The sequence below is a fragment of the Bradyrhizobium sp. WBAH42 genome (genome assembly GCF_024585265.1).
Classification (GTDB): Bacteria; Pseudomonadota; Alphaproteobacteria; order Rhizobiales; family Xanthobacteraceae; genus Bradyrhizobium.
This window is the reverse complement of the sequence record NZ_CP036533.1, coordinates 2,815,045-2,834,734: the sequence shown is the minus strand read 5'-3', so window position 1 is coordinate 2,834,734 and position 19,690 is coordinate 2,815,045. Positions and strand designations below refer to the sequence as shown.

Genomic DNA, 19,690 nt, shown 5'->3' with positions numbered 1-19,690 from the left:
TATAATCACCCCCACACTGCGAGCCTAGACGGCTACTTCGCGGCCATGCGATCGAGCGCGAGATTCAGCGCCAGAACGTTAACCCTGGGCTCGCCGAGCAGGCCGAGCAGGCGGCCTTCGGTGCTGGCGGTCACAAGCTGCTTGACCTGATCCTCAGGCAGACTCCGCGCCTTCGCCACGCGCGGCACCTGGAATTGCGCCGCTTCCGGCGAGATGTCCGGGTCGAGGCCGCTGGCCGAGGTCGTCACCAGATCGACCGGCACCGAGGCGTTCGGATTCTCGCTCCTGAGCTTGTCCACATCTTCCTTCAACCGGTCGGCCAGCGCCTTGCTGGTCGGGCCGAGATTGGAGCCGCCCGAATTGGCGGCATTGTAGGGCGCGGACACCGTCTTGGCCGAGTCGTTCGGGTCCGGCGCCAGCGTCGCCGAGGGGCGGCCGTGGAAATATTTGTCGTCTTTGAACTCCTGCCCGATCAGGGCGGAGCCGATCACCTTGCCGTCTTTCTCGATCAGGCTGCCTTGCGCCTGCACGGGAAACAGCGCGCCGGCCATGCCGGTCATGGCGAGCGGATAGGCAAGCCCGGTGATGGCGGTGAGCGCCAGCAGCAGGACGATGGCGGGGCGGATTTCTCTGAGCATGTCTTTCTCCAAATTTCTCCCGTCATTGCGAGGAGCGAAGCGACGAAGCAATCCAGGCTATCAACCGCGGAGATATTTCTGGATTGCTTCGCTTCGCTCGCAATGACGAATTCAAGCCAAGCGCAACGCGGTCACCGCGAGGTCGATCGCCTTGATGCCGATGAAGGGAATGACGATGCCGCCGAGCCCGTAGATCAAGAGGTTACGCCGGAGCAGCGCGCCGGCCCCGACGGCGCGGTAGGCGACGCCCTTCAGCGCGAGCGGGATCAGCGCGATGATGACGAGCGCGTTGAAGATGATCGCCGACAGGATGGCGCTCTGCGGGCTCGACAGGTTCATGACGTTGAGCACGCTGAGTTGCGGGTAGAACGCCAGGAACATCGCCGGGATGATCGCAAAGTATTTGGCGACGTCGTTGGCGATCGAGAACGTGGTCAGCGCACCGCGCGTCATCAAGAGCTGCTTGCCGATCTCGACCACCTCGATCAGCTTGGTCGGGTTGGAATCGAGGTCGACCATGTTGCCGGCCTCGCGGGCGGCCTGGGTGCCGGTGTTCATGGCGACGCCGACATCGGCCTGGGCGAGCGCCGGCGCGTCGTTGGTGCCGTCGCCGCACATCGCCACCAGCTTGCCCTTGGCCTGCTCGTCGCGGATCAGCTTGAGCTTGTCCTCCGGCGTAGCCTGCGCCAGGAAATCGTCGACGCCGGCTTCCGCCGCGATGGCGGCGGCCGTCATCGGATTGTCGCCGGTGATCATGATGGTGCGGATGCCCATGCGGCGCAGTTCGGCGAAGCGCTCGCGGATGCCGCCCTTGACGATGTCCTTGAGCTGGATGACACCGAGCAACTTGCCGTCTTTCGCAACCGCAAGCGGCGTGCCGCCGGCCTTCGAGATTTCGTCGGCGATGGTCTGGATCTCACGGCCGATCTCCGAGAGCGCCGCGGGCTGGATCGCACGGGCCGTGTTGCCGGAGGCGACCGCCAGCGGCGCGCCGCCGCCGACATAGTTGAGGATGGCATCGACCGCGCCCTTGCGCACCGACGCGCCGCCGGCGTCGACGCCGCTCATGCGGGTCTGCGCCGTGAACGGAACGAAGGTCGCGCCCAGCTCGGCCATGTCGCGGCCGCGGATGCCGTACTTCTCCTTGGCCAGCACGACGATGGAGCGGCCTTCCGGCGTCTCGTCCGCGAGCGAGGCGAGTTGGGCGGCATCCGCCAGCTCCTGCTCGGTCACGCCGCGAACGGGACGGAAGGCGGTCGCCTGCCGGTTGCCGAGCGTGATGGTGCCGGTCTTGTCGAGCAGCAGCGTGTCTACGTCGCCGGCGGCCTCGACCGCGCGGCCCGACATCGCCAGCACGTTGAAGCGCACCAGGCGGTCCATGCCGGCGATGCCGATGGCGGACAGCAGCGCGCCGATCGTGGTCGGGATCAGCGTCACGAACAGCGCCACCAGCACGACCACCGAGATCGAGCCGCCGGCATAGGCGGCGTAGCTCGGGATCGTCACCGTGGCGAACACGAAGATGATGGTGAGGCCGGCGAGCAGGATGTTGAGCGCGATCTCGTTCGGCGTCTTCTGCCGCTCGGCGCCCTCGACCAGCTTGATCATGCGATCGATGAAGGTCGAGCCTTGCGCCGCGGTGATGCGGACGCGGATCCAGTCGGACAGCACCTGCGTGCCGCCTGTCACCGCCGAGCGGTCGCCGCCCGATTCACGGATCACCGGCGCGGACTCGCCGGTGATGGCGGCCTCGTTGACCGAAGCAACGCCCTCGATCACCTCGCCGTCGGAGGGAATGGTGTCCCCGGCCTCGACCAGCACGATGTCGCCGACCGTCAGGCTGGTGCCCGGAACCAGCTTGAAGGCCTGGCCGACCCCGGTCAGGAGCTTGGCCTGGCTCTCGGTGCGCGTCTTGCGCAGCGATTCGGCCTGCGCCTTGCCGCGGCCTTCGGCCACCGCTTCAGCGAAATTGGCGAACAGCACCGTGAACCAGAGCCAGAGGATGATCTGGAAGGTGAAGCCCAGGCCGGCACCACCCGTGACAACATCGCGCAGGAAGATCACGGTGGTGAGCGCGGCCACGATCTCGACCACGAACATCACGGGATTCTTCACCATCAGCCGCGGATCGAGCTTGGTGAAGGAGCCCCGGATCGCCGGCATCACGATCTTCGGATCGAGCATTGCCGACATCGGCGCGCGCTTTTGCAGTTTCATCGTTTCCATGGAGGTCACTCCAAACCAATCAGAAGTCAGAACACTTGGCCGGCGTTCATCGCGAGGTGCTCGACGATGGGCCCGAGCGCGAGCGCCGGGAAGAAGGTCAGGCCGCCGATGATCAGGATCACGCCGACGACGAGGCCGACGAACAGCCCGCCGGTGGTCGGGAACGTACCTGCCGACGGCGGAATCGACTTCTTGGCCGCGAGCGCGCCCGCAATCGCCATCGCCGGGACGATCATGAAGAAGCGGCCGACGAACATCGCCGATGCGAGCGTGAGATTGTAGAAGAAGGTGTTGCCGGTGAGCCCTGCGAAGGCCGAGCCGTTGTTGCCGGTCGCCGAGGTGAAGGCGTAGAGCACCTCGGTGAAGCCGTGCGGGCCGGCATTCGCCATCGAGGCGACAGCAGCCGGATAGACCACGCCGACCGCGGTCCAGCCGAGATACATCAGCGGCAGCACAAGGATCGCGAGCATCGCCATCTTGACCTCGCGCGCCTCGATCTTCTTGCCGACATATTCCGGCGTGCGGCCCACCATCAAGCCTGCGACGAAGATCGAGAGGACGATGAACAGCAGCATGCCGTACAGACCGGCGCCGACGCCGCCGATGATGATCTCACCGAGCTGCATGTTGATCAGCGGGATCATGCCGCCGAGCGCGGTGAAGCTGTCATGCATGGCGTTGACCGCGCCGCAGGAGGCGGCCGTCGTGATCACGGCGAACAGCGAGGAGGCGACGATGCCGAAGCGAACCTCCTTGCCTTCCATGTTGCCGCCGGTCAGGCCGAGCGCATGCAGGGTCGAGGTGCCGCTGGCTTCAGCCCAATAGCAAACGGCGACGCCGGCGACGAACAGCACGCCCATCACGGCGAGGATCGCCCAGCCCTGGCGCTGGTTGCCGACCATGCGGCCGAACACGTTGGTGAGCCCCGCGCCGAGCGCGAAGATGGACAGCATCTGCACGAAGTTCGACAGCGCGGTCGGGTTCTCGAACGGGTGCGCAGCGTTGGCGTTGAAGAACCCGCCGCCATTCGTGCCCAGCATCTTGATCGCGACCTGCGAAGCGACCGGGCCGACTGCGATTGTCTGCTTGGCGCCCTCGAGCGTGGTCGCTTCGACGTAATCTCCAAGCGTTTGCGGGATGCCCTGCCAGACCAGGAACAGTGTGAACACGACGCAGATCGGCAGCAGGATGTAGAGCGTGCAGCGGGTCACATCGACCCAGAAGTTGCCGACTTTACGCATGGAAGCGCGGGCAAAGCCGCGGATCAGGGCAACGGCAAGCACGATTCCGGTCGCCGCCGAGAGGAAATTCTGGTGCGTCAGGCCGACCATCTGGATCAAATAGGACAGCGTGCTCTCGCCGCCGTAGTTCTGCCAGTTGGTGTTGGTGATGAAGGAGATCGCGGTGTTGAAGGACAGATCCTCGGCGACCGCCGATTGCCCGGCCGGATTGAACGGCAGCACGGCCTGGAGCCGCAACAGGCCGTAGATGATGAGGAAGCCGCCGACATGGAACAGCAGCATCGCGACCGTGTAGGTGAGCCAGTGCTGCTCGCGTTTCTCGTCGACGCCGGAGATCCAATAGATGCCGGCTTCGATCGGGCGCAGGACGGGCGACAGGAAGGTGCGCTCGCCGTTGAATACGCGCGTCATGTACCAGCCGAGCGGCTTGGTCAGTGCGACCACGATCGTGCAATAAAGAATGATCTGGAACCAACCGATCACAGTCATGGCATTAACCCTTCAGGCTTTTGGTCCGGCGCAAGAGCGGCAGGAGCAGCGCGAGCAGGCCCGTGACGAGCGCAGCGCCGGCCAGCAGCAATTCGACGAGCAGCAGCACGGCGTCAGAACCGCTCGGGCCGCAGCAGTGCATAGGTGAGATAGATCAGGAGGCCGAACGAAACGGCGCCGGCGAGCGCATAATCGAAGATCATGGTCCGCTCCCTCACAGCCGTTCGCAGGCATAGGTGTAGCCGATCGCGAGGGCAAAGAAGACGAAGCCCAGCGCCAGCATCAAAAGGTCCATCATGGCGATACTCCTCAAGCGAGACGATGTCCGGCATAGCCGTCTCTGGATTCCGGCTGGCCGCTTGCTGCGATCGATCGCGGCGCGGCCGGAAACTTCACCGCGCTGAGGTGCCACCGCGCCCATAGGTTTTCGAGATGAGGCCTATGACAACGTTATAGGAATCTCATAAAGGCCGGCCCGTCTCGGCGGGCGGCCCTGGCAAGAACGAAAGTCGAGGGACGATCGCGCTGCCCGGAAGGCCCCGTCCACTTATGGAATCCCTATATCTCTCGCCCGAACCCCATCTCGTTTTCAAATCCCCTCCAGGCCATTTTGGCGAGGCCGGCCGACTGACCGACGCCACTTCCAGGAGGCCTGACATGACCGCCGCTCTCCACCCGCTCGATTTCCCCTCGCTCGCCGAGCGGCTGCGCAAGGCACATGCGACGACGCGGCCGCTGATGCTCGACATCATCGGACACGCCTGCCGGCGCATCCCTTCGCTCGGAGACAGCGAGCGCACCGCACGCCTCACGCGCCTGATCGATGTCGGGGCATGGGCCGATGCCGCACTGGTTGTGATGGAGCTGGAGCTGCCGATGTGGCAGGTCCGCCGCATCGCCTACGATGACGGCGAGTGGCATTGCGCGCTGTCGCGCGAGCGCGAGCTGCCGGATTGGCTGGATGCCGCAGTCGAGGCACGCCATGCCGACCTCGCGCTCGCCCTGTTGTCGGCATTCGTCGAGGTGCGGGCGCTGACCGCCGACGCATCGCGACCGAGCGTTCCTTCGGTCCGTCCGATGCTGGACCCACTTTATGAGCCGGTCGCCTGCGATCATTTCGGCTAGGCCCGTCCGCCAATCAGCCTCGGCGCCGTCGATCGATTCTTCGTGGAAATCACAGGCTACTTCAGGTCTGACAGAGGGCGGCGCGAGGCACGGGGTCTAGCTCGTCCGATCTCGCACGCGATCGACCGCGAGCTGACCATGGCTGCCTGTGAAGTGAGCAACCGCGGTCGCGATGCCCGGTTGAGGCCGCCTATCCCGCGGAAAAGGCTTTGCCTAAAAGTACCTGGCCGATCTGGCGCAGTTTCGCGGAACCGTGTAGAGCGGTTTCATGAGCACCAGCAACGTCAATGTCGTCGCCCACCCCCTGGTCCAGCACAAGCTCTCCCTGATGCGGGAGAAGGACCGCTCGACCAAGAGCTTCCGCGAGATCCTGAACGAGATCGGAATGCTGCTCGGCTACGAGGTGACGCGCGACCTGCCGCTGGAGCTGGTCGAGATCGAGACGCCGATTGCGGCGATGCAGGCGCCCAAGATCGCCGGCAAGAAGCTCACGCTGGCGCCGATCCTGCGCGCCGGCGTCGGCTTTCTCGACGGCATGCTGGCGCTGATGCCCTCGGCGCGCATCGCCCATATCGGGCTCTACCGCGACCCCGAGACGTTGCAGGCCGTGGAATATTACTTCAAGGCGCCGCAGGACCTGTCCGACCGCACCGTGATCCTGATGGATCCGATGCTGGCGACCGGCAACTCGGCCTGCGCCGGCGCCTCCCTGCTCAAGGCCCGCGGCGCCCGCGACATCCGCTTTGTCTGCCTCCTGGCCGCGCCCGAGGGCATCGCCAAGTTCCAGAGCGAGCATCCCGACGTGCCGATCTGGACCGCCGCGATCGACGAGCGGCTCAACGACCACGGTTACATCGTGCCGGGCCTGGGCGATGCCGGCGACCGGATGTTCGGCACCAAGTAGACAGGTTTTCGCGATCGGGTTAGTCCGATGGCCATGAGCGCCAACGACGTTTCGCTGCAATCGCTGCTCCGGATCGAGGCCGCCGCCGATCCTGCCCTGGTTTTCGACGGCAAGCCCGTCTCGCGCGCAGAGTTCTCGGTAAAGGTCGAGCAGACCGCCGCCTGGCTTGCGGCGCAAGGCATCGGCAAGGGCGACGTCGTCGCGGTCTGGCTGGTCAACCGGGTCGAATGGCTCGCACTGTTGTTCGCCGCCGCACGGCTCGGCGCGATCGTCGCCGCCGTCAATACGCGCTATCGCAGCGCGGAAGTCGCGCACCTGCTCAAACTATCAGGCGCGAAGCTGATGGTGGTCGAGGCTGCCTTCCGCGCGATCGACTTCGCCGCAATCCTCGCCGATGTCGCCAAGGCCGAAGTGCCCGCGCTGCAACGGCTCGCGGTGGTCGGCGCGGATGCGACGCCCGGGCACTGGCCCTGCGTGCGGTTCGATGCGTTCGAGAACCCCTACCCGCCGGCTCCACCGCCCCAGGACGATGTCGACTTGCCCGTGCTGCTCTACACCACGTCGGGCACCACCAAGGGGCCGAAGCTGGTCGCGCATTCGCAGCGAACGCTGGCGACGCACGCTGTCTCCATCGCCCACGCGCTCCAGCTCGATCCGCGGCGTCATTCGCTGCTCGCCATGCTGCCGTTCTGCGGCACCTTCGGCATGACGAGCCTGCTCGGCTTCATTGCCGCCGGTGCGACCATTCATGTGCTCGATGCCTTCGAGGCTGCGCCAGCCCTGAAGATCCTCGGCACGCAACCGATCACGCATTGCTTCGGCTCGGACGAGATGTTCCGGCGCATCCTCGCCCTCACCGATGCGCCACGCCCGTTTCCGCATCTCGAAGTCTGCGGCTTCGCCGCGTTCCAGCCCGGCTGGCGCGAATTGGCCGTGGAGGCCGAGGCGCGCGGCCTGAAGCTGTTCGGCCTCTACGGGTCGAGCGAGGTGCAGGCGCTGTTCTCGATCGGCCGCCCCAGCGATGCCTTCGCCGATCGGATCGAGGGCGGCGGCTGGCCGATGTCGCCCGACGCGAAAGTCCGCGTGCGCGATGTCGAGACCGGCGAGCTCGCCGGAAGCCTCGTCTCCGGCGAGATCGAGATCAGCGCGCCCTCGCGCTTTCTCGGCTACTTCAACAATCCTGCGGCGACGCGCGAGGCGATCACCGCCGACGGCTTCTTCCGTACCGGCGACATCGGCCGGCTGCGCGGCGACGGCTCGTTCGTCTACGAGACCCGCGCCGGCGATGCGATGCGGCTTGGCGGCTTCCTGGTCGCACCGGGCGAGATCGAGGACGAGCTCAAATCCTGCGCCGGCGTCGCCGACGCCCAGGTCGTCGCAGTCGATCTCAAGGGGCAGGCGCGCTGCGTCGCCTTCGTGATCCCGACGACGGAGCCACCAATGCAGGAGACGCTGATCGCGCGTCTGCGCGAGCGGCTCGCCGGCTACAAGGTGCCGGCGCGGATCTATGTCGTGGACGCCTTCCCCGTCACCGACAGCGCCAACGGCGTGAAGATCCAGCGCGCCAGGCTTCGCGCTATGGCGATGGAGCGGATCGCCGCCGAATAGACCTGGTCAGTACGACTTTGCGAGCCCCAACACCTTTTCCGCGATGAAGCTGAGCGCAAGCTGCGGGCTGACCGGCGCGATGCGCGGGATCAGCACCTCGCGCAGATAGCGCTCGACGTGGAATTCCTTGGCGTAGCCGAAGCCGCCATGGGTCATCACCGCCTGCTCGCAGGCCGAGAAACCCGCTTCGCCCGCCAGATATTTTGCGGCATTGGCAGCGGCGCCGCAGGGCATGCCCTTGTCGTATTGCCAGGCCGCCGACATCACCATCAGCCAGGCCGCTTCCAATTCGACCCAGTTCACCGCGAGCGGATGCTGGATGCCCTGGTTCTTGCCGATCGGGCGGTTGAACACGACGCGCGTCTTGGCGTATTCGGTCGCGCGCGACAGCGCGAGCTTGCCGAGACCGACGGCCTCGGCCGCGATGAGAATGCGCTCCGGATTCATGCCTTCGAGGATGTACTCGAAGCCTTTGCCTTCCTCGCCGATCCGATCCTCCATCGGGATTTCGAAGTCCTCGAAGAACAACTCGTTGGAATCGACGATCTTGCGGCCCATCTTCTCGATCTCGTGGACCTTGATCCTGTTGCGATCGAAATCGGTGTAGAACAGGCTGAGGCCGTGGGTGGGCGAGCGCACCTCCTCCAGCGGCGTGGTGCGCGCCAGCAGCAGGATTTTGTGTGCGACCTGGGCGGTCGAGATCCACACCTTCTGACCGTTGACGATGTAGCGATCGTTCTTGGCGACCGCGCGGGTCTTCAGCTGCGTGGTGTTGAGGCCGGTGTTCGGCTCGGTGACGGCGAAGCACGCCTTCTCGCGGCCCTCGACCATCGGCGGCAGCATGCGCCTGCGCTGCTCCTCGGTCCCGAACACGACGACGGGATTGAGTCCGAACACGTTGATGTGCACCGCCGAGGCACCGGACATGCCGGCGCCCGACTCGGCGATGGTGCGCATCATGATCGCAGCTTCCGTGATGCCGAGCCCGGAGCCGCCATATTCCTCCGGCACGCAGATGCCGAGCCAGCCGGCATCCGCCAGCGCCTTGTGGAAGTCGTGCGGGAAGCCGCCGTCGTGGTCCTTCTTCAGCCAATAAGCGTCGGGAAAGCCTTCGCAGATCTTGGCGATGGCGTCGCGAATGGCTTCCTGCTGATCGGTGAGCGCGAAATCCATGGCCTTGATCTCCCTTCGCCTTGCGTTCTTTAGCTCGAAAAACCGCATGCAGATACGTGAATTTGCCCGCGAAGTGTGTCTACCATGCATGGGGTCATGCGGCGCGACGGTAAGAGCGCGCCGTTATTTCGCAGGGAGGAAACCGCGATGGCCGGACTTTATTTCGAGGACTTCTCCGTGGGCCAGGAGTTCAGGCATCCGCTGACCCGGACCGTCACGGAGATGGACAACACCCTATTCAGCCTGCTGACGCTCAACCCGCAGCCGCTGCACATCGACGCGCATTTTGCCGAGAAGACCGAGTTCGGCCAGCGCATTTTCAACAGCCTTTACACGCTCGGCATCATGATCGGCATGACGGTCTATGATACGACCTTGGGCACCACCGTCGCCAATCTCGGCATGACCGACGTCACCTTTCCAAAGCCGGTCTTCCATGGCGACACGTTGCGGGCCACGACAAAGGTGCTCTCATTGCGGGAATCCAGATCGCGGCCCAAGGCCGGCATCGTCGAGTTCGAGCACCACGCTCTCAACCAGAACGACGAGATCGTCGGTAAATGCCGCCGCATGGCGATGATGCACAAGAGGCCGGTCTGATGCGTTCGATGCTGTTCGTGCCGGGCGATTCCCCGCGCAAATTCGAGAAGGCGAGCGAAGGCAAGGCCGACGCGCTGATCATCGATCTCGAGGATTCCGTCGTCGCGGAGAAGAAGGCGGAAGCGCGTGAGCTCACGCTTTCGATGCTGAAGAGCCGCCCCGGCCCGCATCAGCTCTATGTCCGCGTCAACGCGCTCGACACCGGCCTGACGCTGGCGGATCTCGCCGCGGTGATGCCGGGCAGGCCTGACGGCATCGTGCTGCCGAAATCGCAAGGCGGCGACGACGTGCGGCAGGTCGCGACCTGGCTCGAGGCTTTGGAAGCCGCTGCCGGCATCGCGATCGGTTCGACCCGCATCGTCTGCGTCGCGACGGAGACCGCCGGCTCGATCTTCGGGCTCGGCAGCTACAAGGGCTGCTCCCCTCGCCTCGCCGGCCTGATGTGGGGCGCGGAAGATCTCTCCGCCTCGCTCGGCGCCACCGAGAAGGCGAGCGGCGGCGTGTTCCACAGCCCCTATCGCCTGGCGCGCGATCTCTGCCTGATGGCGGCGGCCGCGGCCGAGGTCGCGCCGATCGACACGGTTTACACCGACATTGACAATCTCGCCGGCCTCGAGCAGGAGACGCGCGCCGCGCGGCGCGACGGCTTTTCGGCCAAGGCCCTGATCCACCCCAAGCATGTCGACATCGTCAACGCGGCCTTCGCGCCGACGGAGGCCGAGCGCGCCTGGGCGGAGAAGGTGATCGCGGCCTTCGCGAGCAATCCCAATTCGGGCACGCTGCGGCTCGACGACCAGATGATCGACAAGCCGCACCTTCTCGCGGCGAAGAAAATTCTCGGCGAGGCCTAGAGCGGGCGTAGGCTGCGGCCTGAAGTTGGCGGCCTTAATCGAATGCCTGAACCGGCGGCGCCGAGGATTGCGCCGGCGCGGCAGGCGCGGCTTGAACCGGCGGAGCCTGGACCGGCGGGGCCGAATTGCCGGCGGCTCTCATCTGGCCGTTGGCGGCCATCGCCTCGCGCGTGCGCGACGGGCTGCCGGTCGCGGCGGCACGACGCGGCGGCGGCTGCCGGTGCCTTGCCGACTGTGAGCCTCTCAGGCCCCAGGAACGGGCGATCGACGGTCCGGCCGTGTAGCCGATCAAGGCTCCGGCGACCGCACCGACGGGGCCCAGCACGACCGCACCCGAGACCGCGCCCAGCGCCGCATCGCCCGCGCGCTCCTGTGCGAGCGCACTCGCGGGTACGCAAGCCAGCATTGCGACAGCAGTGATCAGTGCCTTGGTCATCGGAGCGCCTCCTCGCGAAAGATCACTCCTGCTCAAATATGGCCACACGAGGTTCGCTTGCCGGCCAACAAAAGGCAATCGCGCCCGGAACCCGGCCGTCCGGACAGGTCGATTGGCCGATCGTCGATCTCCAGGAGCCAGCAACAAGGACAGGCGCGCCAAGATCTTGACAGCGCTCGCGCGCTGAATATTTTTTCGCCGAGAAGAGACCTTCTCATCCTCGCACAACCAAAGGATCCAACGCGACCGTCTGGAGAGACGACGATGCTCGATGAGAATCTGGCCCGCATTCGTGCGCACCGCAACAACATCCACCGCTACCGGCGCCTGCTGAAGACCAGGTTGTCGCAGCTGGAGCGCCAGTTCATCGAGAGGCGCCTCGCCGAAGAGCAATCGGCGCTCGATGGCCTGACCGCAGCGACCTTTCCCGTCGGCCTCCGCGCCTCTGAGGCGCCGTCTGGCGCAATGGAGATGGCGCAATGAACAGCCAACGCGACCTGCTCATCCGCGGCAGCGAGAAGGTCATCGGCCACTACGAGCTGCTTCTTGCCAGCGCCAAGAGCGAGCATGAGCGCGAGCTCTATCGCCAGCGCATCGAACGCGAGCGGCGGCTGATCCGGGACCTGCAAGGCGAATGGGATCACCGCGCGGCCTGAGATGGGAGATCACACGGCATGACACCCCAAGGCTATCGCATTTGAGAGCCCTTCCCCGCGGCCATCCTTCGAGACGCCCGCTTGAGGCGGGCTCCTCAGGATGAGGACGGCGTGCGTGGCTACAGTTCAAGAGGCACTGTCGCTGATGAGCCTCATCCTGAGGAGGCGCGTCAGCGCCGTCTCGAAGGACGAGGCGTGCGCACCGGCCGCCGCTAGAAGTCATATGCGATAGCCCTGCCATCACAGGGGGCGAACCGCTTCCGAGGTTCGTCGGCGCATTCGTTTCAGCGGACGAGACGATTGGGGCCTGCGAGCGCGCGGCTCGGCTCGGCTGCCGGCGCCACTCTGACGGTGGCGGTGAACGGCGCACCGTTGCGCAGCAGCGTGAGCTTCACGTCCTCGCCGACGCGCGCAAGGCCGATCGTGTTGCGGAGCTGGGCGGCGGTGCGGATCGGGCGGTCGTCGGCGCCGGTCACGATGTCACCCTTGCGCAAGCCTGCCTTCTCCGCGGGCGAATCCGCCGCGATCTCGGCGATGACGGCGCCCTGATTCAATCCCTTGTTGACCGACGGATGCAGGTCCTTCAGCGAAACGCCGATGCGGCCGCGCTCGACGCGGCCGCTCACGATGATCTGCTCCATCACCTTGCGCGCCATGTTGACCGGAATGGCAAAGCCGATGCCGACATTGCCGCCCGCGGGCGAGATGATCGCCGAGTTGATGCCGACGAGCTCGCCGCGCAGGCTGACCAGCGCGCCACCGGAATTGCCGGGATTGATCGCCGCGTCGGTCTGGATGAAATCCTCATAGCCCTGCTTGCCGAGGCCGGTGCGGCCCAGCGCGCTGACGAGCCCCGAGGTCACGGTCTGGCCGAGGCCGAAGGGATTGCCGATCGCAAGGACGAAATCGCCGACATCGAGCCCGTCGCTGTCGCCGAAGGCAAGCGCCTTGAGCCCGACCGGGTTCTGGACCTGGAGCACAGCGACATCCGTCGGCGGATCACGGCCGATGACCTTGGCGGAGAACTGCCGGCCGTCCTTGGTCGTGATCTGAACGGCGGAGGTGCCTTCGACCACGTGATTGTTGGTCAGCACATAGCCACGCTGGGCGTCGACGATCACCCCGGAGCCGGTCGCATTGACCTCCTTCTCGATCTGCCGGGGAACGTCGAAGAACTCGCGAAAGAGCGGATCGCGATAGAGCGGGTTGTCCTCACGCACGCGGCCGTGCACGGAGATGTTGACCACCGCCGGCGTCACCTGGCGCACCAGCGGCGCCAGGGTCGGCACCGGGCCACCGGGCTTCAGATCCGGAATCTGGCCGGCGGCAGGCTGCGATGCCGTCAGCGTCAGCATCAGCAAGGCCAGGACCAGCAGACGCACAGCATTCATCATCGTCACCCTGCCGCTTGTGTTGTGGGGATCGTCGAAACCGTGGCTTCAGCCTTCGTCGCCTGACGCGACGATCATGCCCTGCAGGACCAGAAACGGGACGGTCCAGGCTGCCGCGGCTTGGCCGAGCAGCACGAGGGCGAGGACGGTGGGCGTGACCATCATGCCGCCCGCCCTTCGGCGGCGGCCCATGGCCGCCGCAGCCGCATCGGCACGCCGCCGCCGCCGCGCGGCGGGTCGTCATTGTCGTTGTCGCCGTCGAGCTTGCGCAAGGCGGCCAGAATGTCGGCGAGCCGGACCGTGTGGCTCATGCCGGGAATCTCGCGCAAGGCGGGACAGGATTCGACCGCGTACATGTCCGATGCCCAGGACGACAGGATGACGCGCTTCTCGGGCGAAGCGAGCTCTTCGGCATTCAGGACGTCGGCGGGCGAATCGTAGTGGGCGGCAGGATGAAACAGCGGATTGAGAGTGCCGGAACTGGTATTCACGTTGGTCATCGGTGGGTCTCCCACATGCTCCTTTCCAGGGGGACGGCTTGTTGACGGTGAGACGGCGGCGCCACATCGCCGCCGTTCTCGCTTGACGTTAATGCGTATTGATCGCGATGCGCTTGACGCCTTCGCGGGCCTTCTCCGATTTCGGCAGCGACACGGTCAGGACGCCGTTCCTGAACGACGCCTCGGCCTTGTCCTCCTCGACACCCTCCAGCGGAATCTGCCGCTCGAAGGCGCCGTAATAGCGCTCGGTGAAGAACCTGCCTTCGCCATTGCGCTCCGCCTTCTTCTCGCCGCGGACGGTGAGGACGCCATTGGCGATCTCGACCTGGACGTCGTTCTCGGTCAGGCCGGGAAGCTCGGCCGAGACGGTCAGCGTCTTGTCGGTCTCGCTGAGCTCGACCTTCGGCCAGCCGAAACGGCCTTCCATCAGCGGCGACAGGCCGGTCCCGCCAAAGCCGCGGAAGACGTCGTCGAACAGACGGTTCATCTCGCGGTGAAGCGTCAGGAACGGATCGAAATTGTCGCGCGCCGGCGCAAGCTCCTGGTTTTTCGACCAGGGAATGAGATCACGAAAAGCCATGGGAATCTCCTTCATGCATCGGGAGCGCGGCCCGCGCATGCGCGCGCCGCGTTCCGCTATCCTTTCGATCGAGCGCTCAGGCTGCCTTCTTCTGCTCGATCTGCGATGCCACGGGAGCGCCGCCCGCGATCGGAATGCGGCGCGGCTTCATGGCTTCCGGAACCTCACGGACGAGGTCGATGATCAGGAGCCCGTCCTGGAACGAGGCCTGCTTCACCTGGACATAGTCGGCAAGGTTGAACACGCGCCGGAACGGACGCGCTGCAATGCCCTGGTACAGATATTCGCGCGCGGCGGTCTCGGGCTTCTTGCCCTCGATCGTGAGCGCGTTCTGTTCGGCCGTCACGGTGATGTCGTTGGCGCCGAACCCCGCTACCGCAAGGCTGATCCGGTAGTGGTCTTCGCCGGAGCGCTCGATGTTGTAGGGGGGATAATTGTCCTCGGTCGCCTGGCGTAGCGTGCTGTCGACGAGGTCGGCCAGGTGGTCGAAGCCGATGGTGGATCGCCACAGGGGCGCGAAGTCAAAACTGGTCCTCATAACCAAGTCCTCCAAAGAGCAAGATGGATACGAAGGAGCGCAAGGCGGGGATTCAGACGGGTCCGAAAAGACCTGCCCGGCGCCCGTGCCGGACCCGGTTTGGCATCCGGCACACCGCTCTCGCGGCGAAAAACGACTTAGAAAACCGGAAAACGGTTTCAAGAGGGGGCAACGAATTTTTTTTTGCTCCCACCGATGGTCCGCCGGGCCCGGACGCTCTCGGCGGCAACGGCAAGGTAAAATAGGGATAAAATAGGCGGGTCGAGGGAAGGCCAGATTGCCTCCGGGCGTCCGGCCGCGGGCAACGCGCATGACGAAGCAGGCGGCAGCACACCGCAGACCAGGGTCCCGACCGCGTCCAGCCGGTTGCGCGGCCGGCGCGATTGCCCTGCTCGCCGCCGCCACGGCCTGTGCGGCGCAGGCCGACGGCATCGCCATCTCGCCCGCCGGACTGAAGCCGATCGGAACGGTCGATGCGCGCTTTCAGTCCTACAACATCGAAATGGTGGAGGTGACCGGCGGGCGGTTCTGGAAACCTTATCCGCGACCGGCACGCGCCTTCGACCAGCGGGATCGCTACAGCGCGCGGCCGCCGATCGATCTTGCCAATGCGCGACTGCGCCGGCTCGCAGCAGCGCTGTCGCCGGCCTATCTGCGCGTGAGCGGCACCTGGGCCAATGCGACGTTCTTTGCCGAGACGCCGGGACAGCCGCCGCCGGGATTCGACTCGGTGCTCAGCCGGGCGCAATGGCGCGGCGTGGTGGAGTTCGCGCGTGCGGTCGATGCGGAGATCGTCACCTCCTTTGCGATCAGTCCCGGCAGCCGCGATGCCCACGGCACCTGGACGCCGGACCAGGCGCAGCAGCTGATCGAGGCGACGCGCGCGCTCGGTGGCCGCATCGCCGCCGCCGAATTCATGAACGAGCCGACGCTCGCGGCGACGAACGGCGCACCGGCGGGCTATGACGCGGCCGCCTATGGCCGCGACTTCAAGGTCTTCCGCGAGTGGATGCGGCGCGCCGCACCGGAGACGCTGATCCTCGGCCCGGGCTCAGCCGGCGATGCACCATCGCCATCCGCCGAGGGGCTCACGACGCGAGACCTGCTTGCCGCATCCGGCCCCGGCGTCGATCGATTCTCCTATCACCATTACAACACCATCTCGCCGCGCTGCGGCGGGCACGACGATCCGGCGCAAGCCCTCTCGGAGTCATGGCTGGCCCGCACGGATACGACATTCGGGACCTATCAGGCGCTGCGCGACGCATTCGAGCCGGGCAGGCCGATCTGGCTGACCGAGACGGCTGATGCCGCCTGCGGCGGCGGCTTGTGGGACCGGACTTTTCTGGACACGTTCCGCTATCTCGACCAGCTCGGACGCCTGGCGAAGGCCGGCGTCCAGGTGGTGATGCACAACACGCTGGCGGCCAGCGATTACGGCCTGCTCGAGGAAACAACGTTCAGGCCGCGGCCGAGCTACTGGGCCGCGCTGCTCTGGCGCCGGCTGATGGGAGCGATCGTGCTCGACGCAGGCAACGCTGCTCCGCCCGATCTCCACCTTTATGCGCATTGCCATCCCGCCAGGGTAGGTGCGGTGTCGCTGCTCGCAATCAACACGTCCGGCAGCACATCGCGCACGCTATCGCTGCCGGATCCGGCCGAGCGGTACACCCTGCATGCGGCGCGGCTGCAGGACACGATGGTGCAGTTGAACGGCAAAACGCTCGCGCTGACCAACGATGACCGGCTGCCGCCGCTCCAGGCACGCGCAGCAGCAGCGGGCGCGATTCGGCTCGCGCCGACGACGATCACCTTCCTGGTGCTTCCCAACGCTGCAAATCCGGCTTGCCTGTCCCGACGCTCAGGATCTTAGCGAGTCCCGCGCCGTCTCCGGCGCCATCAGCGTTGCGAGGATCGTGATGACCGACAGCGCAACGATGTAGACCGAGACCGCCCAGTACGATCCGGCCCATGCCAGCAGCGCAGCCGCGATCAGCGGCGAGAAGCCGCCGCTCAAGGCCGCCGCGACGTTGGCGCCGAGCGAGGCGCCGCTGTAGCGCACCTGGGTGCGGAACAGCTCCGGCATGAACGCGGCCTTCGGCCCGAACAGCAACGCATGGGTGAGCGTCATCGTGACGACGAGTGCAAACGTGATCAGCGCCGGCTCCCTGGTGTCGAGGAACCAGAACAGCGGAAACGCCAACGCCACCGAGAAAACGCCGCCGGCCAGATACAGCGCCTTGCGTCCGAAGATGTCGGACAGCCAGCCGGCCAGCGGCAAGGTCGCGAACTCGACGATCGCGGCATAGACCACCGCATCCAGGATCACCTGCCGGGGCAGGCCGAGCTTGGTCGTCGCGTAGACCACCGTGAACACGGTGAGGAGATAGGCGAGCCCGACTTCCGACACCGTGATGCCGATCGCGAGCAGAAAGCTGCGCCAGTCGCGGCGCAGCACTTCGAGGGCCGGTTGCGCCAGCACCTCCTTGCGTTCGACGATCTCCTTGAAGTGAGGCGTCTCTGCGAGCCTGAGTCGCACGATGAAGCCGACGCCGACGAGCAGAATGCTGATCAGGAACGGCACGCGCCAGCCCCAGCTGAGGAAATCCGCCTCGGGCAGCTTCGTCATCAGGCCGAAGATGCCGGTGGAGGCGGCGACGCCGACGGGAAAGCCGACCTGCACGAGGCTGCCGTAGAAGCCGCGGCGGTTTCCGGCATGCTCGATCACCATCACGACCGCGCCGCTCCACTCGCCCCCGAGCCCGATGCCCTGGACGAAGCGCAAGGCGATCAGCAGGATCGGGGCCCAGACGCCGATCTGGCTGTAGGTCGGCAGGCAGCCGATCAGGAAGGTGCCGAGCCCCATCGCGATCATGGTTGCAACCAGCATGGTCTTGCGGCCGAGCCGGTCGCCATAGTGCCCGATGATCGCGCCGCCGATCGGCCGCGCGACGAAGCCGACCGCATAGGTCGAGAACGCCGCGAGCGTGCCGACGAAGGGATCGAAGCTCGGGAAGAACAGCTTGTTGAAGACCAGGGCCGCCGCCGTGCCGTAGATCAGGAAATCGTACCACTCGATGGCGGTGCCGAGCGCACTCGCCCACACCACATGCGCCGTCGTCGATCTCTCCGCGGACGCGGAGACCCCCATTGCTGTCGTCATGCCCTGCCCCAACGATTCCAGTGGGCATCATGGCCAAACGGCGTGGTGGTTGCAATCTGTGGAGGTGTTGTCTCTCACAGGATTACGGCGCGGGATTTTTGCGCAGGTGTCGCAACACCCGTCATTGCGAGGAGCCCTTGCGACGAAGCAATCCAGACTGCCTCTGCGGAAAGATTCTGGATTGCTTCGCTTCGCTCGCAATGACGGGTGTTGAGGCATTAGCGCTCCCTACGCGACGTCATCGTGGAACCCGCGCCCCTCATTCGCCATTGACAAACTCATTCATCATTATCTAATTTACCTCCACAACAACCCTGCCGCGCCAAGCGGCCAATAAGAGAGGAAACGACAATGAGAGGGCTCCTGGCCTGCACCATGCTCGCGGCCATGACTTCGGCAGCCATGACATCGGCGGCGACCGCGCAAGTCTCCGACGACGTGGTGCGGATCGGCGTGCTGACGGATCTGTCGAGCTGGGGCCGCGACAATTCCGGGCCGGGCTCGGTCGAGGCCGCCAAGATGGCCGTGGAGGAATTCGGGCCGACCGTGCTCGGCAAGCCGATCGAGATCATCGCCGCCGACCACCAGATGAAGACCGACGTCGGCGTGCAGATCGTCCGCGGCTGGTTCGACAACGGCAAGGTCGATGCCGTCGTCGACATCCCCAATTCCGGCATTGCGATCGCCGTCCACAACATGGTGCGCGAGCGCGGCAAGATCGCGCTGCTCTCCGGCCCCGGCGCGAGCTCGCTGACCGACGAGCTGTGCAGCCCGAACACCGTGCACTTCACCTACGACACCTATGCGCTGTCGAAGGTGACGGCCTCAGCCGTGATCAAGGAGGGCGGCAAGTCCTGGTACTTCATCACGGCCGACTATGCCTTCGGCCAGCAGCTCGAGAAGGACGCAACCCGCTTCATCAACGAGATGGGCGGCAAGGTGCTCGGCGGCGTCAAGCATCCGACCAACACCGCGGACTTCTCCTCCTTCGCGCTGCAGGCGCAGAGCTCGAAGTCCGACGTGGTCGCCTTCGCCAATGCCGGCCAGGACACCGACAACGCCATCAAGCAGTCCGGCGAGTTCGGCCTGGTCCAGGGCGGCCAGAAGCTGGTCGGCCTCTTGATGTTCGACACCGACGTGCACGCCATCGGCCTGAAGGCCGCGCAGGGCACTTACATGACCACTGCATCCTACTGGGCCATGGACGAGGCCACCCGCGCCTGGTCCAAGAAGTTCTACGAGCGCACCAAGGTGATGCCGACGATGATCCAGACCGGCGTCTACGGCTCGGTGCTGCATTATCTCAAGGCGATCAAGGCGGCCGGCACCGACGATTCCGCCAAGGTGATGGCGAAGATGCGCGAGCTGCCGATCGAGGATATCTTCGTCCACGGCGGCAAGTTGCGCGAGGACGGCCGTGTCATCCGCGACATGTATCTCGCCAAGGTGAAGTCGCCCGAGCAGTCCAAGGAGCCGTGGGATTATCTGGACATCGTCAAGACCGTGAAGGGCGAGGACGCCTTCCGCCCGATCTCCGAATCCAAGTGTCCGCTCCTGAAAAAGTGAGGCCC

The 19,690-nt window shown here is 65.6% G+C and carries 20 protein-coding genes; 9 read left to right on the top strand and 11 right to left on the bottom strand.

What is annotated here, in order from left to right; translation table 11 throughout:
- Positions 1-32 precede the first annotated feature (32 nt).
- The 4 genes from DCG74_RS13290 to DCG74_RS13275 form a co-directional block, all read right to left on the bottom strand.
- A complete protein-coding gene (locus DCG74_RS13290) occupies positions 33-638 on the bottom strand; it encodes a K(+)-transporting ATPase subunit C (protein ID WP_172786894.1) in 606 nt (201 codons plus the stop codon).
- A 111-nt stretch (positions 639-749) separates the two neighbouring features.
- Positions 750-2,864, bottom strand: a complete 2,115-nt coding sequence (kdpB, locus tag DCG74_RS13285) for a potassium-transporting ATPase subunit KdpB (RefSeq protein WP_172786895.1) — start codon at positions 2,862-2,864, stop codon at positions 750-752.
- 26 nt (positions 2,865-2,890) lie between these two features.
- Positions 2,891-4,594 carry a potassium-transporting ATPase subunit KdpA gene (gene kdpA, locus DCG74_RS13280; protein WP_172786896.1) on the bottom strand — a complete coding sequence of 568 codons (1,704 nt, stop codon included), beginning with the start codon at positions 4,592-4,594 and terminating at the stop codon, positions 2,891-2,893.
- Positions 4,595-4,707: 113 nt separating this feature from the next.
- Positions 4,708-4,797, bottom strand: a complete 90-nt coding sequence (locus DCG74_RS13275; protein WP_035698142.1) for a K(+)-transporting ATPase subunit F — start codon at positions 4,795-4,797, stop codon at positions 4,708-4,710.
- A gap of 454 nt (positions 4,798-5,251) precedes the next feature.
- On the opposite strand from DCG74_RS13275, the gene DCG74_RS13270 reads away from it, so the two are divergent.
- The 3 genes from DCG74_RS13270 to DCG74_RS13260 all read left to right on the top strand — a co-directional run bounded on the left by DCG74_RS13270 (position 5,252) and on the right by DCG74_RS13260 (position 8,231).
- Positions 5,252-5,719, top strand: coding sequence for a hypothetical protein (locus DCG74_RS13270; protein WP_172786897.1), 468 nt, complete (start codon positions 5,252-5,254; stop codon positions 5,717-5,719).
- Positions 5,720-5,987: 268 nt separating this feature from the next.
- Positions 5,988-6,623, top strand: coding sequence for a uracil phosphoribosyltransferase (upp, locus tag DCG74_RS13265; RefSeq protein WP_172786898.1), 636 nt, complete (start codon positions 5,988-5,990; stop codon positions 6,621-6,623).
- A gap of 33 nt (positions 6,624-6,656) precedes the next feature.
- Positions 6,657-8,231, top strand: coding sequence for an AMP-binding protein (locus DCG74_RS13260; RefSeq protein ID WP_172786995.1), 1,575 nt, complete (start codon positions 6,657-6,659; stop codon positions 8,229-8,231).
- A 6-nt stretch (positions 8,232-8,237) separates the two neighbouring features.
- On the opposite strand, the gene DCG74_RS13255 is transcribed toward DCG74_RS13260, so the two are convergent.
- Positions 8,238-9,404, bottom strand: coding sequence for an acyl-CoA dehydrogenase family protein (locus DCG74_RS13255; RefSeq protein ID WP_060735112.1), 1,167 nt, complete (start codon positions 9,402-9,404; stop codon positions 8,238-8,240).
- Between the two features lie 96 nt (positions 9,405-9,500).
- Between DCG74_RS13255 and DCG74_RS13250 the strand changes: the two genes are divergently transcribed.
- Entirely contained in the window at positions 9,501-10,004 is a 504-nt protein-coding gene (locus tag DCG74_RS13250; protein WP_337993349.1) for a MaoC family dehydratase, read from the top strand.
- On the top strand, positions 10,004-10,855 hold the full coding sequence (locus DCG74_RS13245; protein WP_172786900.1) for a CoA ester lyase: 852 nt from the start codon (positions 10,004-10,006) through the stop codon (positions 10,853-10,855). Before DCG74_RS13250 ends, DCG74_RS13245 begins: the two co-directional genes overlap by 1 nt.
- 34 nt (positions 10,856-10,889) lie before the next feature.
- Here DCG74_RS13245 and DCG74_RS13240 read toward each other — a convergent pair whose 3' ends face one another.
- Complete coding sequence (locus tag DCG74_RS13240; protein WP_172786901.1) at positions 10,890-11,291, bottom strand: hypothetical protein; 402 nt, start codon at positions 11,289-11,291, stop codon at positions 10,890-10,892.
- A gap of 264 nt (positions 11,292-11,555) precedes the next feature.
- Here DCG74_RS13240 and DCG74_RS13235 point away from each other — a divergent pair, with 264 nt between their 5' ends.
- Both DCG74_RS13235 and DCG74_RS13230 read left to right on the top strand, forming a co-directional pair.
- Positions 11,556-11,774, top strand: coding sequence for a hypothetical protein (locus DCG74_RS13235; protein WP_172786902.1), 219 nt, complete (start codon positions 11,556-11,558; stop codon positions 11,772-11,774).
- Positions 11,771-11,947, top strand: coding sequence for a hypothetical protein (locus DCG74_RS13230; RefSeq protein WP_172786903.1), 177 nt, complete (start codon positions 11,771-11,773; stop codon positions 11,945-11,947). The genes DCG74_RS13235 and DCG74_RS13230 overlap by 4 nt, the downstream gene beginning before the upstream one ends.
- A gap of 284 nt (positions 11,948-12,231) precedes the next feature.
- On the opposite strand, the gene DCG74_RS13225 is transcribed toward DCG74_RS13230, so the two are convergent.
- The 4 genes from DCG74_RS13225 to DCG74_RS13210 form a co-directional block, all read right to left on the bottom strand.
- Positions 12,232-13,341 carry a trypsin-like peptidase domain-containing protein gene (locus DCG74_RS13225; protein ID WP_373569519.1) on the bottom strand — a complete coding sequence of 370 codons (1,110 nt, stop codon included), beginning with the start codon at positions 13,339-13,341 and terminating at the stop codon, positions 12,232-12,234.
- Positions 13,342-13,499: 158 nt separating this feature from the next.
- Positions 13,500-13,838 carry a hypothetical protein gene (locus DCG74_RS13220; protein WP_172786904.1) on the bottom strand — a complete coding sequence of 113 codons (339 nt, stop codon included), beginning with the start codon at positions 13,836-13,838 and terminating at the stop codon, positions 13,500-13,502.
- An 88-nt stretch (positions 13,839-13,926) separates the two neighbouring features.
- Complete coding sequence (locus DCG74_RS13215; RefSeq protein WP_172786905.1) at positions 13,927-14,418, bottom strand: Hsp20/alpha crystallin family protein; 492 nt, start codon at positions 14,416-14,418, stop codon at positions 13,927-13,929.
- Positions 14,419-14,494: 76 nt separating this feature from the next.
- Positions 14,495-14,956, bottom strand: a complete 462-nt coding sequence (locus tag DCG74_RS13210) for an Hsp20 family protein (RefSeq protein WP_172786906.1) — start codon at positions 14,954-14,956, stop codon at positions 14,495-14,497.
- A gap of 310 nt (positions 14,957-15,266) precedes the next feature.
- Between DCG74_RS13210 and DCG74_RS13205 the strand changes: the two genes are divergently transcribed.
- Positions 15,267-16,829, top strand: a complete 1,563-nt coding sequence (locus DCG74_RS13205) for a hypothetical protein (protein ID WP_172786907.1) — start codon at positions 15,267-15,269, stop codon at positions 16,827-16,829.
- Here the strand turns inward: DCG74_RS13205 and DCG74_RS13200 are convergent.
- A complete protein-coding gene (locus DCG74_RS13200) occupies positions 16,818-18,119 on the bottom strand; it encodes an MFS transporter (protein ID WP_172786908.1) in 1,302 nt (433 codons plus the stop codon). The genes DCG74_RS13205 and DCG74_RS13200 overlap by 12 nt on opposite strands.
- A 351-nt stretch (positions 18,120-18,470) precedes the next feature.
- Between DCG74_RS13200 and DCG74_RS13195 the strand changes: the two genes are divergently transcribed.
- Entirely contained in the window at positions 18,471-19,685 is a 1,215-nt protein-coding gene (locus tag DCG74_RS13195; RefSeq protein ID WP_172786909.1) for an ABC transporter substrate-binding protein, read from the top strand.
- Positions 19,686-19,690 lie beyond the last annotated feature (5 nt).

What these genes read in the sequence shown, in the direction of transcription:
- DCG74_RS13290 (WP_172786894.1), bottom strand. Translation starts at nt 638, where the DNA reads ATGCTCAGAGAAATCCGCCCCGCCATCGTCCTGCTGCTGGCGCTCACC.
- kdpB (WP_172786895.1), bottom strand. Translation starts at nt 2,864, where the DNA reads ATGGAAACGATGAAACTGCAAAAGCGCGCGCCGATGTCGGCAATGCTC.
- kdpA (WP_172786896.1), bottom strand. Translation starts at nt 4,594, where the DNA reads ATGACTGTGATCGGTTGGTTCCAGATCATTCTTTATTGCACGATCGTG.
- DCG74_RS13275 (WP_035698142.1), bottom strand. Translation starts at nt 4,797, where the DNA reads ATGATCTTCGATTATGCGCTCGCCGGCGCCGTTTCGTTCGGCCTCCTG.
- DCG74_RS13270 (WP_172786897.1), top strand. Translation starts at nt 5,252, where the DNA reads ATGACCGCCGCTCTCCACCCGCTCGATTTCCCCTCGCTCGCCGAGCGG.
- upp (WP_172786898.1), top strand. Translation starts at nt 5,988, where the DNA reads ATGAGCACCAGCAACGTCAATGTCGTCGCCCACCCCCTGGTCCAGCAC.
- DCG74_RS13260 (WP_172786995.1), top strand. Translation starts at nt 6,657, where the DNA reads ATGAGCGCCAACGACGTTTCGCTGCAATCGCTGCTCCGGATCGAGGCC.
- DCG74_RS13255 (WP_060735112.1), bottom strand. Translation starts at nt 9,404, where the DNA reads ATGGATTTCGCGCTCACCGATCAGCAGGAAGCCATTCGCGACGCCATC.
- DCG74_RS13250 (WP_337993349.1), top strand. Translation starts at nt 9,501, where the DNA reads ATGCGGCGCGACGGTAAGAGCGCGCCGTTATTTCGCAGGGAGGAAACC.
- DCG74_RS13245 (WP_172786900.1), top strand. Translation starts at nt 10,004, where the DNA reads ATGCGTTCGATGCTGTTCGTGCCGGGCGATTCCCCGCGCAAATTCGAG.
- DCG74_RS13240 (WP_172786901.1), bottom strand. Translation starts at nt 11,291, where the DNA reads ATGACCAAGGCACTGATCACTGCTGTCGCAATGCTGGCTTGCGTACCC.
- DCG74_RS13235 (WP_172786902.1), top strand. Translation starts at nt 11,556, where the DNA reads ATGCTCGATGAGAATCTGGCCCGCATTCGTGCGCACCGCAACAACATC.
- DCG74_RS13230 (WP_172786903.1), top strand. Translation starts at nt 11,771, where the DNA reads ATGAACAGCCAACGCGACCTGCTCATCCGCGGCAGCGAGAAGGTCATC.
- DCG74_RS13225 (WP_373569519.1), bottom strand. Translation starts at nt 13,341, where the DNA reads ATGATGAATGCTGTGCGTCTGCTGGTCCTGGCCTTGCTGATGCTGACG.
- DCG74_RS13220 (WP_172786904.1), bottom strand. Translation starts at nt 13,838, where the DNA reads ATGACCAACGTGAATACCAGTTCCGGCACTCTCAATCCGCTGTTTCAT.
- DCG74_RS13215 (WP_172786905.1), bottom strand. Translation starts at nt 14,418, where the DNA reads ATGGCTTTTCGTGATCTCATTCCCTGGTCGAAAAACCAGGAGCTTGCG.
- DCG74_RS13210 (WP_172786906.1), bottom strand. Translation starts at nt 14,956, where the DNA reads ATGAGGACCAGTTTTGACTTCGCGCCCCTGTGGCGATCCACCATCGGC.
- DCG74_RS13205 (WP_172786907.1), top strand. Translation starts at nt 15,267, where the DNA reads ATGACGAAGCAGGCGGCAGCACACCGCAGACCAGGGTCCCGACCGCGT.
- DCG74_RS13200 (WP_172786908.1), bottom strand. Translation starts at nt 18,119, where the DNA reads ATGACGACAGCAATGGGGGTCTCCGCGTCCGCGGAGAGATCGACGACG.
- DCG74_RS13195 (WP_172786909.1), top strand. Translation starts at nt 18,471, where the DNA reads ATGAGAGGGCTCCTGGCCTGCACCATGCTCGCGGCCATGACTTCGGCA.